Annotated in this window: 9 protein-coding genes; 6 read left to right on the forward strand and 3 right to left on the reverse strand. The window is 44.9% G+C overall.

Annotated features, from left to right (window positions below; translation table 11 throughout):
- Window positions 1–481 precede the first annotated feature (481 nt).
- On the forward strand, window positions 482–1,837 hold the full coding sequence (locus QUA24_RS09615; RefSeq protein ID WP_333229143.1) for an ATP-binding protein: 1,356 nt from the start codon (window positions 482–484) through the stop codon (window positions 1,835–1,837).
- A 108-nt stretch (window positions 1,838–1,945) separates the two neighbouring features.
- Window positions 1,946–3,322 carry an ATP-binding protein gene (locus QUA24_RS09620; protein ID WP_333229145.1) on the forward strand — a complete coding sequence of 459 codons (1,377 nt, stop codon included), beginning with the start codon at window positions 1,946–1,948 and terminating at the stop codon, window positions 3,320–3,322.
- 241 nt (window positions 3,323–3,563) lie between these two features.
- Here the strand turns inward: QUA24_RS09620 and QUA24_RS09625 are convergent, their stop codons facing one another.
- Window positions 3,564–4,364 carry an ion transporter gene (locus QUA24_RS09625; RefSeq protein WP_333229147.1) on the reverse strand — a complete coding sequence of 267 codons (801 nt, stop codon included), beginning with the start codon at window positions 4,362–4,364 and terminating at the stop codon, window positions 3,564–3,566.
- 25 nt (window positions 4,365–4,389) lie between these two features.
- Between QUA24_RS09625 and QUA24_RS09630 the strand changes: the two genes are divergently transcribed.
- From QUA24_RS09630 to QUA24_RS09640, 3 genes are all read left to right on the forward strand, one after another.
- Complete coding sequence (locus QUA24_RS09630) at window positions 4,390–6,303, forward strand: TerD family protein (RefSeq protein WP_333229149.1); 1,914 nt, start codon at window positions 4,390–4,392, stop codon at window positions 6,301–6,303.
- Between the two features lie 295 nt (window positions 6,304–6,598).
- Window positions 6,599–7,120 carry a hypothetical protein gene (locus tag QUA24_RS09635; protein WP_333229151.1) on the forward strand — a complete coding sequence of 174 codons (522 nt, stop codon included), beginning with the start codon at window positions 6,599–6,601 and terminating at the stop codon, window positions 7,118–7,120.
- A 75-nt stretch (window positions 7,121–7,195) separates the two neighbouring features.
- Window positions 7,196–7,540, forward strand: coding sequence for an NAD(P)H-quinone oxidoreductase subunit M (locus QUA24_RS09640; RefSeq protein WP_333213493.1), 345 nt, complete (start codon window positions 7,196–7,198; stop codon window positions 7,538–7,540).
- 215 nt (window positions 7,541–7,755) lie between these two features.
- Here the strand turns inward: QUA24_RS09640 and QUA24_RS09645 are convergent, their stop codons facing one another.
- Window positions 7,756–8,112, reverse strand: a complete 357-nt coding sequence (locus QUA24_RS09645; protein WP_333229153.1) for a hypothetical protein — start codon at window positions 8,110–8,112, stop codon at window positions 7,756–7,758.
- Window positions 8,113–8,881: 769 nt separating this feature from the next.
- Between QUA24_RS09645 and QUA24_RS09650 the strand changes: the two genes are divergently transcribed.
- Window positions 8,882–11,191 (forward strand): protein phosphatase 2C domain-containing protein, encoded by a 2,310-nt coding sequence (locus QUA24_RS09650; protein ID WP_333229155.1) that lies wholly within the window; start codon window positions 8,882–8,884, stop codon window positions 11,189–11,191.
- A 311-nt stretch (window positions 11,192–11,502) separates the two neighbouring features.
- Here the strand turns inward: QUA24_RS09650 and QUA24_RS09655 are convergent, their stop codons facing one another.
- Window positions 11,503–12,198 carry an LPS assembly lipoprotein LptE gene (locus tag QUA24_RS09655; RefSeq protein WP_333213497.1) on the reverse strand — a complete coding sequence of 232 codons (696 nt, stop codon included), beginning with the start codon at window positions 12,196–12,198 and terminating at the stop codon, window positions 11,503–11,505.
- Window positions 12,199–12,453 lie beyond the last annotated feature (255 nt).

Genomic DNA, 12,453 nt, shown 5'->3' on the forward strand with positions numbered 1-12,453 from the left:
TACATCCGAAGAAAGCGAATTCGTTGCCGAACTTCCTTTGGCTAGGGCCCTAGTCTGGACAATTGGAGCCTGCAAGCCCCTTGGACAATGGCTAATCCGGGCCCTCGAACCCTCACAGGATGCAAGTATCTTCACTGATAACCCGCTCGCGGTTCTCCAATTCCCTTCTATCACTGGAAAAATGGTATAATTTATCACAATAATTAGTTATAAATATTAAAAATTTTCGGAAAACACCCGATCACAGGTATATCATGGTAAAAAGTTTACAGCAGAGATCAGTAAGTTCCACAAAAGCTTCGATCGTTTAATATTGACTTAGAAACAAAATCTTTAGGAGACAATGCTACTGCGATCGGGTTTTCCCATCGGGTGCTGTTGTAATTTCACAAATTAGCAACTACCCGCTACCAATTACCAGTTACGAATTAATAGCAACTTAAGTTGTTCATGAATACAATTTTTAACAGGGGTTTCATCTATGTTTGCTGTGCGTGAGACTAGCTCGGAGTTATCAGTGTTGCATATACCTGAATTTTGTACTTGGAACATCTCCTTAGAATCAACTCTCCTAGACCTGCCACTCTCCAACTGCCAAATTGAATTAACTCAACAGGCAAAAGAAGTAGCCAAGGCTTTTGAAGAAAATTCAATGCTTCCCGGCGTCATTTTGACAGATAGTGGTAATTTTGTCGGCATGATATCCAGGCGTCTATTTTTTGAAAAAGTTAACTGCCGCTACGGAGTAGAAATGTTTTTCAAGCGACCAATAGAGGTGCTGTACAAGTTTGCCAAGCCAGAGGAACTCATACTTCCCGCCAGTAAATTAATAGTAGAAGCCGCCCAGGAATGTCTTTACAGATCAGCAGAATTAATTTACGAACCCGTAGTAGTGGAAATAGCCCCCCAAGCCTACAAGCTGTTAGACGTACACCAATTAATGGTCGCTCAATCAAGAATTCACGAATTAACAAATAAGTTACTCCACAAACAAACCCAAGCCAAACTCATCCAAACAGAAAAAATGGCGAGTTTGGGGAGGATTGTAGCAGAAGTAGCCCACGAAATCAGAAATCCGCTGAACTGTATTTGGGGAAATTTAACTTTCCTGCTGTCCTATTTTGAACACTTGCTTCAGCTCATGTCGGTTTATGAAGAAGAATATTCGGCACCCTGTCCCCGAATTGATGCCCTTAAAAAAGAAATTGAATTTGATTTTTTACAAGAAGATTTGCCGATTACCTTAGAAGGAATGGAGTTGGGAGCCTCGCAATTGCTAAAAATAGTTAACGGGCTGCACCACTTCTCTCACATGGACGAGACAAAACCAGCCGAGACAGATATTCACGAATGCGTCGAGATGACGCTGTTAATTTTGAAAAACCGCTTTAAAAACAGCATAGAGGTGGTTAAAAATTACGGCGAACTGCCCCTAGTTAGAGGCTACTCCGGTCAGTTGAGTCAGGTGTTTTTGAACTTGTTAGTTAATGCTCTAGACGCCCTGACCGAGTACGCAGCCGATCGAGAAATACACACCCAGTGCGGGGACAACTGGCAGCCCCAAATCGAAATTAGCACTAAAGTGATAGAAACCGAACACGGCAAGCGAGCCGCAATTTGCATTGCCGATAACGGGCCAGGCATTCCCCCAGAAAATCAGCAGCAGATATTTGACACCTTTTTTACCACTAAACCAGCAGGCAAAGGCAGCGGTATGGGGCTGGCTATCTGCCATCAAATCGTCACAGAAAAGCACGGCGGCCAACTCAAATTGCGATCGCAACCAGGTAAGAACACTGAATTTGAAATTCTCCTGCCTATAGTTGGCACAACATGATTAGCTTAAGAATATTCTCGGTTGTTCGCTCCTGCGGTGAAATGATAGGGTAGCTTAGTAGTAGGTGCTCATTTCACTTTCCCAGCGTTTCGGCAACTAAAAGTTCCAGTGGCAAATAAATTCAGTTCCAAACTCCTTGGCCCTTCAGTCTCCGAAGGCAGCCATCAAGACCTTTCGCTAGAGTCTACCCTCTGGGATTTGCCCCTGTATGACTTTCAGGTTAAATCGAGCTGCTTGGCCGTGGCAGTTGCCGAAATGTTTGAACAGCATCCCCTAGTGCCGGGGGTCGTCTTGATGGAAGCAGGAGAGTTTGCTGGCATGATATCCCGCAGGCAACTGCTGGAATATTTGCTCAAACCCCAAGGCCCAGAGCTATTTTTGCACCTGCCACTAAAAGTTCTCTACAGTTACGCTCGCGTCGAAATATTATTGGTGGCAGAGAGTACAACCATTTTGGCAGCAGCCCCACAAGCTCTGCGTCGATCGCCCGAATTGCAGTCAGAACCGATCGTCGTCCAAATAGACTCCCAATCTTACCGACTGTTAGACCCTAACGCACTCAACATCGCGTACTGGCAAATTCGTGGCATAGAAACTCAAGTCCGCTACGAAAGAGCCCAAACTCAAATGATTCAAAGCGAAAAAATGGCTAGTTTAGGGCGTTTAGTTAACGGAGTAGCCCACGAAATTTTAGATCCGGTAGGCTTTATCTGGGGGAATTTAACCTACGTCAGCGACTACAGCAAAAACTTGATGGAATTGCTCTCAGTTTACGACGCATACTGTACCGATCCCCCGCCGGAAATAGCACGACTCAAAGAAGAGATCGACTATGACTTTTTGCAAAACGATTTTCTCCGAACTGTTGCCAGCATCAAATCAGGTGCAGAACGTTTGAGCAAGTTGGCAAGCAGTTTACAAAACTTCTGCCACATCGACGATATTTATCCCAAACCCACCGACTTGCACGCCAACATAGACAGCATACTTTTGCTGCTCAAAAGTCGTTTGACTAGGGAAATCCAAGTAGTGAAAAACTACGGCTACCTGCCACCAGTGCCGTGCTATGCAGGACAGCTAAACCAAGTATTTATGAATATATTGACGAATGCTATTCATACATTAATTAACGAAGCAGTCGGTCAAGAATTGGCAAAAGAGTTCAAAGGTGGAGGACTCAGAGATGCCGATCGCCAGCCTAAAATTGAAATCACAACTCAAGTCTGCTGTCCCGAACCTGCGCCGGATTTAGACAAACTTCATGTTCGCTGGGTTTCGATTTGCATATCAGATAACGGGCCAGGAATGTCACCTAGCAAGTACAAAAAAATCATAGAATCCTTCTCTACGGAAAAACGCGCCCTCAAAGAAACCAGTTTAGCAGTTAGCTATCAAATAGTGACGGGCAAACACGGCGGTGCATTCAGAATGCGATCGGAGTTAGGCAGAGGCACTGAATTTGAAATTTTGTTACCGTTAGCTTAAAGAAGGAAGTTCGGCAACGGATTCTGTAACGGATTGTGTAACGGATTTAACGGATTTCAGGAAGAAGGAAGTTCGGCAACGGATTGTGTAACGGATTTAACGGATTTCAGGAATAAGCAAGAAGCAAGAGGGAAGAAGTTACAGTTTATTCCTGATTTATGAAGTACAGGAGACGGCAATGCGGTTTCCTTAACCGTTATCTGTACTCCACTCAACTGAAAACTGCTGTAACAGTCAACAGTCAACTATTATCTAATTGACTGCCGCACATTTTACAAAATTTAGCATTAGCATCGTGTACCGACCAACCGCAACCTTTACAAACAGCTTCTCCGTGATTAGCACTTTTAACTAAGTGCTTAATCAAGTCCCCCAATTGCCAAGGAATCAGAGCAATTCCCGTCAAAATCATCAAAATAGTCAGAAAACGACCGGATTCCGAAATCGGAGTAACATCGCCAAATCCCACGGTGGTCATGGTGACAACCGAGAAATAAACAGCATCTAAAAAAGTTCCAAAACTTTCCGGATTTGCCGGATGTTCGACTTGATAAATTAAACCCGAATAAACAAAAATTATGGCCAGCAAAGTAAACAAAATCCGAGCAAAAATCACCCCATCTTCGCTGCTGATGCGGAAAATAGAAATTTTTAATTCTAGAAAGCGGATGAGTCGGAGAATTCTAAACCAGCGGAAAATTCGGATAAAACTAACGTTGACAAATCCCAGCAAAAATGGTAATATTGCCAGCAAATCAATAATAGAAAAAAAACTAAAAATAAATTTAACTCGATTTTCGGCACACCATAGTCGCAATAAATACTCAAACAAAAAAACAACTAAAAGTGCTGTATCGAGAGTTTGCAAATTAATTCTAACAGTTTCGGAAATCGGATAAGTTTCGGCGATGAAGCTGGTCGAAGATAGGAGAATGAGTCCGGTAAGAGTTAAATTGACGGTTCTGCCAATTGGGGTTTCGATGTCTTCGAGATAAAATCCAATTTGCGATCGGGTTAACATAGATGAGATAATTAATACCATTTATGAGGTAAGGGAATTATCGCATATGAGTATCGAATTAACGAAGGGTGAAAGGTTCAATCTTTCTAAAGAAACTCCTAATTTCAGTAAAATTGCGATCGCCCTGGGTTGGCAAGTCAGCCAGACAGCACAAAACTGCGACATTGACGCATCTGTTTTTATGTTAGCGGCGGACGGTCGGATTCCCGATGAAAAGTATTTTGTATTTTACAACAATCTGACATCGCCGGACGGTGCGGTGCGACATTCGGGAGACAGCAGGAATGGACAAATTGAGGGAGATGATGAGACGGTTTATTTGGATTTGAGTAAAATCAATTCGGCGATTCAGGAAATTGTGTTTGTTGTGACTATTCACGAGGGACAGGAAAAAAATCAAAGTTTTAGTCAAGTTACAAATGCTTTTATCAGGCTTTACAATTCAGAGAATCTTGGCGAGTTGGTTCGGTACAATTTAAATCAGATTTTTTCCCAAGAAACGGCTTTAGAATTTGGACGGTTGTATAAGAAGAATGGCGAATGGAGATTTCAGGCGGTAGGACAGGGATATAATGCTGGGTTGCAAAGTTTTGTAGATAAGTATTATGTTGAAAATGCGGTTGAGAAAAGCTCGAATGCTGGTGAGAAGGTTGATGATGCTGAGGTTTTGAGGCAGTTTAGCGATCGGGTGGATCGGTTATTGCGCGAAGAGGCGATCGACGAGACATCGATTCCAGCATCTAGCGAAGCGGTAGAACAGTCGGCTGCTACTCCTGTGAATGCGGATACTGTGGAATCTGAGGAAGAGGAAAAAATTGATGATTCTGCACTACAAAATCTGGAACCCGCTATCAGTGCTGAGGATTTTTTGCAACGGTATAATCAGGGAGAACGAGATTTTACGGGAGTTAATCTAGCCGGAGTAAATCTGAGCGGAAAATCCCTGCATAATGTCAACCTGAGTAGCGCTAATCTCAGCGGTGCAGAACTCTCTGAAGCAAACTTATCTGGTGCTAACCTGACTAAGGCAAATTTATGTGGTGCAAACCTTTACAAGGCAAATCTAGAATCATCAAACTTAGGTAAAGCACAATTACTCAATGCAAATTTAAGTGAAGTAAAGCTGAATCATTGTACGAACCTCGTTGAAGCTAATCTGAGTGGTGTAAATTTCAGTAGTATTGTTGTTGGTTTTTACCCAATAAAACTATTGAGCATGGCAAACCTCAGTAAAGCAAATTTAACTGGGTTAAGTTTGAGAAAATCAGAATTGATGAAGGCTGATTTGAGTAATGCAAACCTAAGTAATACTAACCTATTAGAGGCCAAGCTTGAAGGGGCTAACCTTGAAGGAGCAAAACTTCAACAAGCGCTTTACAACGCAGAGACTATCTTCCCCAGAGGTTTTGACCCTGTTAAAGCAGGTGCTTACTTAATTGATTCTAATACTTCACTGCAAAGAGCAAACCTAGCTGGTGTTGACTTGAGTTATGTCAACCTAAGTGAAGCTAACTTGAGTGGTGCAAATCTAACTAAGGCAAATTTGGATCGTGCAAACCTCCTGCAAGCTAATTTGAGTAACACCAACTTAAGCAGAGCAATTCTGAGTAGCGCCAACCTAATTGCGGCCGACTTGCGCGGGGCGAATATGAAAAGTGCACAAACAGATTCTGCCAATTTTAGTGGTGCTAATCTGAGTAAAATTAATCTGGTTGGTGGAAGTCTTCACTGTAATCTAAGCGGAGCAATATTAACTGAAGGAAATCTCTGTGGAGCTAATCTTAGTTACGGCAATTTTAGTGGAGCAGACTTAACTTTTGCAGACTTGCGGGGGGCAAATTTGCAGAATACAAACCTCGAAAAAGCCAACCTAAAGGGAGCGAATCTAAGTGGCGTGGTAAATCTGGAAACGGCAAAACTCGCAGGCGCAATTATGCCAGATGGCACAATTCACGAATAAATTAATGTTTGTAGTAACGAATTGAGTCCTTAGAAATGGCAGGAGTAGGGCGTGTTTTCTTGACCCGGAGATCACCCCTAGCCCCCTTAAAAGAGGGGGGAACCGGAAGCACTCAAAGTCCCCCTTCTTAAGCATTCAAAGTCCCCCTTCTTAAGGGGGATTTAGGGGGATCGAGACTTTGATAGAAGTGACATTTATTATGGGTTTCAGTCTTAAATTGATACCAATAGTGGGGTGTGCATCGCCCTAGAAATAGATTATGATTAGTATTAAAGATCAAATACATAGATTGTCGATGAATGAATCTGACACGGAAATTATAGAATCTACCCTCAGATGGATGACCGAGTTTGTCGAGTTGTCGCATCCCGTTTTCAGCGATTTACCGATTTGTCCCTTCGCTAAAAAGGCACGCTTGGCTAATCAAATTTTATTCAAAATCGAGCGGTTTTCAGCGCTGACTGAGTTCGATCGCGATTCTGCCATCATGAAATCGATTCATGAATTTTACAATTCGGAATTTGAAATAATGGTAGTAATTAATCCCGAAAAAACTGCAATTAGTGCGCCCGAAACTAAAGAATTGATAGACAAATTGAATAATCAGATTTCAGAGTTGGGCTTGCTGGCTTTTCACATCCATCCCGAAGAAGATTTTAATATTGACGGACTTCATACTAGAAGGATGCCCTATCCGGGCTTCACTGTTCAAGTAAATTCTAAGCTGAAGCCCGCTTCGGATGCTTTAGAGAAAACTGAATATTACAAAAATTGGACTGTCGAACAACTAAAATATTTCGGGATTCCGAGAAATTGACGATCGCCCACCCTCCCCGCGCATCTCTGTGCCATTACAATTAGTTCAGCAAAAAATCTTTACACATAAGAACTCATGCAGCTTAAGTCAACAACCCGCCATATTCGCATATACACCGCCATCCTCGAAGATAACGAACTCGTACCCAGCAATGACCTTTTGACGCTCGACATTGACCCAGATAACGAGCTTAACTGGGATGACGAGTCAGTCAAACAGGTACAGGCCAAATTCGACCAACTCGTAGACGCTTACGAGGGCGAAGACTTGACCGAGTACAACCTCCGCCGTATCGGTTCGGAGTTGGAACACTTGGTACGATCGTTCCTACAAAAAGGCCAAATCAGCTACAACCTCAACAGCCGCGCTGTTAACTACAGCATGGGATTGCCTCAAGTTGATGCCAAAGTTCACCTGTAAGGGCGATCGGGCGATCGGCATTTATGTCAACTTAAGATTGAAACCCATAATAAATGTCGCTTGTAGCTGAGTTTTGATCCCTCCTACTCCTCTTAATCAGGGGAGTACGGGGGAAAAAGAGGGTTATGTTTCGTCTCTGGCTTTGGGGATAGAGGGAGATTTAGACTTGGATACAGAGGAAAGGTGGAGATGGGGAGAATTGGGAAAATCTGCTTTTATTCTTCTTCCTGCTTGTTTCTGACTCCTAACTCCTGACTCTTGACTTCTTCCTTCTTCCGACTTCGATCGGACTTCTCCCCCGCCTCCCCAGCATCAACCGGAGAATTGGGAACGCGATCGCGTTCCAAAAACTGTTTAACTGCCAGTTGGCGGTTGGTCATAAACTGACCCCAAGCGCCAGGAAACAGCCCATCCAAGGTTTCCACCAGAGCCCAAACCTCAAGATTCATCACTTTGTAATAGAAACTGTGAGAATGTTGAATGCTAGTGAGTATTTCGTCTATTTCAACTGCCGGCAGTAGCTTCGGATCGGACAAATTCTTGGGAAAGGCGCTGGGATCATGTGGGGGCATGGTTAAATACTCAACAGCTTGCAGAGGCCGGTCAGTCGATTTGAGATTTGAGATTTGAGATAGACTCCACAGATGAATCTGGGGGCTTGAACTAACATCTAATTTTTTTGGCTTTCCACGACTCCTGTCGGGGGCTGGCATCCGTCAGTCGATTTGAGATTTGAGATTGACTCCACAGATGAATCTGGGGGCTTGTATCCGTCTTTGGGTAGGGTTAAATTTAACTTCTCTTGCGAAACTCGGTCACGAGGCAATGAACACCCTTGGCGAGAAAACCGAGAAGTGATATTTATTTATACCTGTCGGCTCAGGTGATTTCTACGTACCAGCATCCTACCATTATAGTTAGTCTAAAATCTCAATTCACTTGACGATCGCGATTTCTTCGGAAATTGCCGCTATCAGGAATATGCTGAAAACAGCGTGATTTCCAGCCGATGACTGGGGTGTCGCGCGATCGTCTAACCCTGAAAGCTCATAGCAAGATTCATCCGGCCGTCAACAAAATGGTAAACTGTTCGTGTCAGTACAAGACATTAAAACCTACCCCTAGACTGGGGGAAAGTCAGATATCACTACGCACACAACAGTGGAAACGTGGTGAGCCCGGGAACCTGAAAAATCAGGATATTAGGACTGCGAAGTCTTAAGAATCTGCGTCTGTTGAGAAAGCGGGGGTGTCAAATAATCGCCACGTATCAACCCGTCGAGGTTCAATCGCTAAAATAGTTCAGATCAGCACGCTTGCCCAAAGGCGTCAGGAACCCTTATGCAAAACTCTGTGGCAAAACACTACTTATGGGCTTTAGGTGAAGGGATCAAAGGGTGTAAGCCAGGCGATCTGATCGCTGGTCGCTACTTGGTCAAGCGCGATCGACTTCTTGTCGATACTCAACCCGAACACTTGCCGGAACTGCCCGAAGAGATTCCGAGTGTTGTCACTCCTTATCTGAGACTGTTTGCCTATCAGTTGCACGTACCTCAAGTATACGGCCTGGTATCGTCCAAGATGAGCAAGCTATCGGGAGATATCTGGCTACTGGAAAACGTGCCTATTTTGAAGGTGACGGAATCTTTAATGCCGGAATTGGCGGACTCCTGGAAAGGAGCCGCAGCGATGCGCCAGCTCAATTGGCTGTGGCAAATGGCCCAGTTGTGGCAGCCGTGTATCGCTCAGGGCGTGGCTTCGACGCTGTTGACTCCCGAACTGCTACGGGTAGAAGGGCAATTGGTGCGGTTTCTGGAATTGCAGCCCGATCGCAAACCGCCTCATTTGTCGCAGTTGGGCAAATTGTGGCAGCAGTGGCTCGAAGATGCTCACCCAACTATTGCCAATTTTTTAAGGCAACTTTGCCAGCAAATGGTTGCCGGTCAAGTGCGCCACGGCGAACAACTGATGGGCCAGTTGGATAAAGCTTTGGCAAAGTGCGGCCGATTTTACGATCGTCACGTTGAAATTGCCACGGGCACGGATGTAGGCAGATCCCGGGCTCACAACGAAGATGCTTGCTATCCGCCCAGTGGTACGCTGTTCGCAGGAAACCCGGGCGCAGAAGCTTGCGCGATCGTCTGCGACGGTATCGGCGGACAAGACGGCGGCGAAGTCGCTTCGGAAGAAGCAATTGGTGTGCTGCGCGACAAGTTGCAGCAAATGCCCCTGCATCAGGCTAATTGGGACCCGTTGAGCCTGACTTCCAAGCTGGAACGGGCGGCTTGTGCTGCTAACGACAAGATAGCCAGTCGCAACGACAGCGAACACCGCCAAGGCCGCCAGCGGATGGGAACTACGCTAGTTATGGCTTTAGCCCACATTCACGAGTTCTACGTCGCCCACGTCGGAGACAGCCGGGCTTACTGGATTACCCGCACCGGCTGCTATCAACTTACTCTCGATGATAATGTGGCCTGCCGCGAGGTGCGTTTGGGCTACTCTCTCTACCGGGATGCTTTGGAACAAGTGGCCGCCGGAGCTCTGATTCAAGCTTTGGGGATTACTTCGTCCAACACTCTGCACCCGACTATACAGCGTTTTCCGGTGGATGAAGACTGCGTTTTGCTGCTGTGTTCCGACGGTTTGAGTGATAAAGACCGGGTTGAGGAATGTTGGGAAGCGGAGATTTTGCCAATTCTCGACGGTAGCATTAGTTTGGGTAAGGCGCGCGATCGACTGATTGAGATTGCTAATACTAGAAACGGTCACGATAACGTCACTGTTGCTTTAATTCACTGTCAAGCACATTTGAGGGAAGACGGCAATACTTTTACAGAACTGTCTGTCGCACCTTTAGATACCCCGATCGAACTAATTTCCGACAGCGAGGATTTGCCAACGGATTTAAATGGGCCGACAAGCCCTGGCGGTGCTAATTCTGAAGGAAAAACGCAGTTGTTACAGCCGGAAAAAAGCAAAAGCCCATTTTCGCTGCTGCTGAAAATTTTATTTTTATTAGGCTTGGGGGGTGTATTTGCTTATTTTTTCATCCCTCCGGTGGGTCGCGCGATCGATACTGCCGGGGAGTCGATTTTTGGCAAAGGCGGTTTAATTAAAGCTGGAAGGACGCCGGAGAAAACAGTTGAATCTGTAGCTTCTCCGGTCAAATCTTTAGAAACTGGCTCATTTATAGAGATTAAAAGTTCTGCGGCTGGGGAATTAGGAAAAGAGGGCGATGGCTTGGATTTGCGAGGCGCAATCGGTGAGTTGACTGTCAAAGGAACAGTCCCTGCCGGCAGCGTTTTGCAGGTGACAAACAAACAGCTTACGCCTCAAGGCAATTGGCTGGAATTGAAAGTTTGTTCGATTGCTGAAATAGTGCGGTCTAACTCTCCCAAACCCGAGTCAAATAAAGATTTTTCTACAGTTTCAAAACCGACACTGAATCCATCTCCCGCTGTGGCAAATCCCTCGCCTTCCCCGCCAATTAAGCCAACAGTTGAAGTAGAAAGCACCAAGCTGCAACCGGGGGAAATCGGATGGATTCAAGAACAAGATGCCATTTCTAAAGTAGTATCTAACCTATCCTTAAACCCAATTCAAAAGGGGAAATGTGTTGATTCTGAATCAAATCCTAATGCTAATTAAACTGTTAATGCTTGAGTATATTTATCTAAATTGATAGAGTTTAGTAGAAACAAAAATGCAGATTTCTCAACAAAACTAAGATTAATATCATGTCCGGTCTAGTGATCGCGATTTTTGTAGGGACCCGTGACCCAAAAGTACCTGGCAATAATTAACAATCTCAAAAACCCGCCCCGACCGGGACATTATGGTTAATCAATCGGACATGATATAACTGATACCATCGGTGGTCAAGTAGCTGGCATAATTTTAGATTTGAGATGGGAAATTATTAAATTACCAATCTCAAATCTAACAAGGTTTCAAAATTGCTAACCTAATTTGTTAGATACTTCTGCCAGTTTAGTCACCATTTGGGATACGGCTTTGTCAACTGCCGCGCTCAAAAGTGAGTCTTCATTGCTGCTGCCAGAATTGCTGCTGATACCTCTGACAGAAATATTAGAATCGCTTTGATCTGCTTCTCCTACTGCTTTGGCTGTGGCAAGAATATCTCCCGAAGCTGTACCGATTAACCGCACATCTATTTGAACGGTAGCTTTGGTTTTTTGTGAACCCGCGCCGATTCCCATGAAACTGCCGCCGCCGGATTGTTTGTCGATATTAAACTTGGTAATGGTGCCGATGAGCACGGCGTCAACTCCTAATTGTTTGCCAATTTCGGCTGCTGTGCCAGCATCCATCGCACCGCTGCGATTTTGCTGTTTGAGCACTTGTTCGAGTTTGCTGCGATCGACTACTGTATAAGTGCCGTTGTTGACGAGTTCGTTGATTAGCAGTTCGCTGATGCCTTTGGCGGCGCCGACTCCCCTGTAGGAAGTGTAATAGCTGTTGGTGGGGCCGTAGTCGAAGTCCATGACGACTAGGCGCTTTTTGGCAGTTGCTTGGGCGAGTTGGGTTGCGGGTTCGGTGGTGGCTGGTGTGGCGATCGCATTTACTGAAACGCCTGCTAGCATTAGAGTAGCGAGGGAAATGCTGGTTAAGCGAGATATAGTGGTTGTTTTCATAAAGCTTACCTCACAGTTGTTTTGTGCCGACTCTAGGATACTTTACGGAACAGCCCGATGTCAGGGTTGGGGGGTGAGGAGGTTGGAATTGGGGGGCTTGAGTGTGTTTGGACTTTCAACAGGCTTAATTTTGGTTAATTAACCGCAGAGGACGCAGAGGACACTGAGAAAGAAAGGAAGAGTTTAATCAAGCTTTCAATCCTTTATAGGGATTTAGGGGTTTTCATGTCAATAAATTTAATATCTCTGTACTTT

This window comes from Microcoleus sp. Pol12B5 (assembly GCF_036701335.1).
Taxonomy (GTDB): domain Bacteria; phylum Cyanobacteriota; class Cyanobacteriia; order Cyanobacteriales; family Microcoleaceae; genus Microcoleus.

Excerpts from the sequence above, each read along its gene's own strand:
- QUA24_RS09615 (WP_333229143.1), top strand. The coding sequence starts at position 482 with ATGTTTGCTGTGCGTGAGACTAGCTCGGAGTTATCAGTGTTGCATATA.
- QUA24_RS09625 (WP_333229147.1), bottom strand. The coding sequence starts at position 4,364 with ATGGTATTAATTATCTCATCTATGTTAACCCGATCGCAAATTGGATTT.
- QUA24_RS09630 (WP_333229149.1), top strand. The coding sequence starts at position 4,390 with ATGAGTATCGAATTAACGAAGGGTGAAAGGTTCAATCTTTCTAAAGAA.
- QUA24_RS09635 (WP_333229151.1), top strand. The coding sequence starts at position 6,599 with ATGAATGAATCTGACACGGAAATTATAGAATCTACCCTCAGATGGATG.
- QUA24_RS09640 (WP_333213493.1), top strand. The coding sequence starts at position 7,196 with ATGCAGCTTAAGTCAACAACCCGCCATATTCGCATATACACCGCCATC.
- QUA24_RS09645 (WP_333229153.1), bottom strand. The coding sequence starts at position 8,112 with ATGCCCCCACATGATCCCAGCGCCTTTCCCAAGAATTTGTCCGATCCG.
- QUA24_RS09650 (WP_333229155.1), top strand. The coding sequence starts at position 8,882 with ATGCAAAACTCTGTGGCAAAACACTACTTATGGGCTTTAGGTGAAGGG.
- QUA24_RS09655 (WP_333213497.1), bottom strand. The coding sequence starts at position 12,198 with ATGAAAACAACCACTATATCTCGCTTAACCAGCATTTCCCTCGCTACT.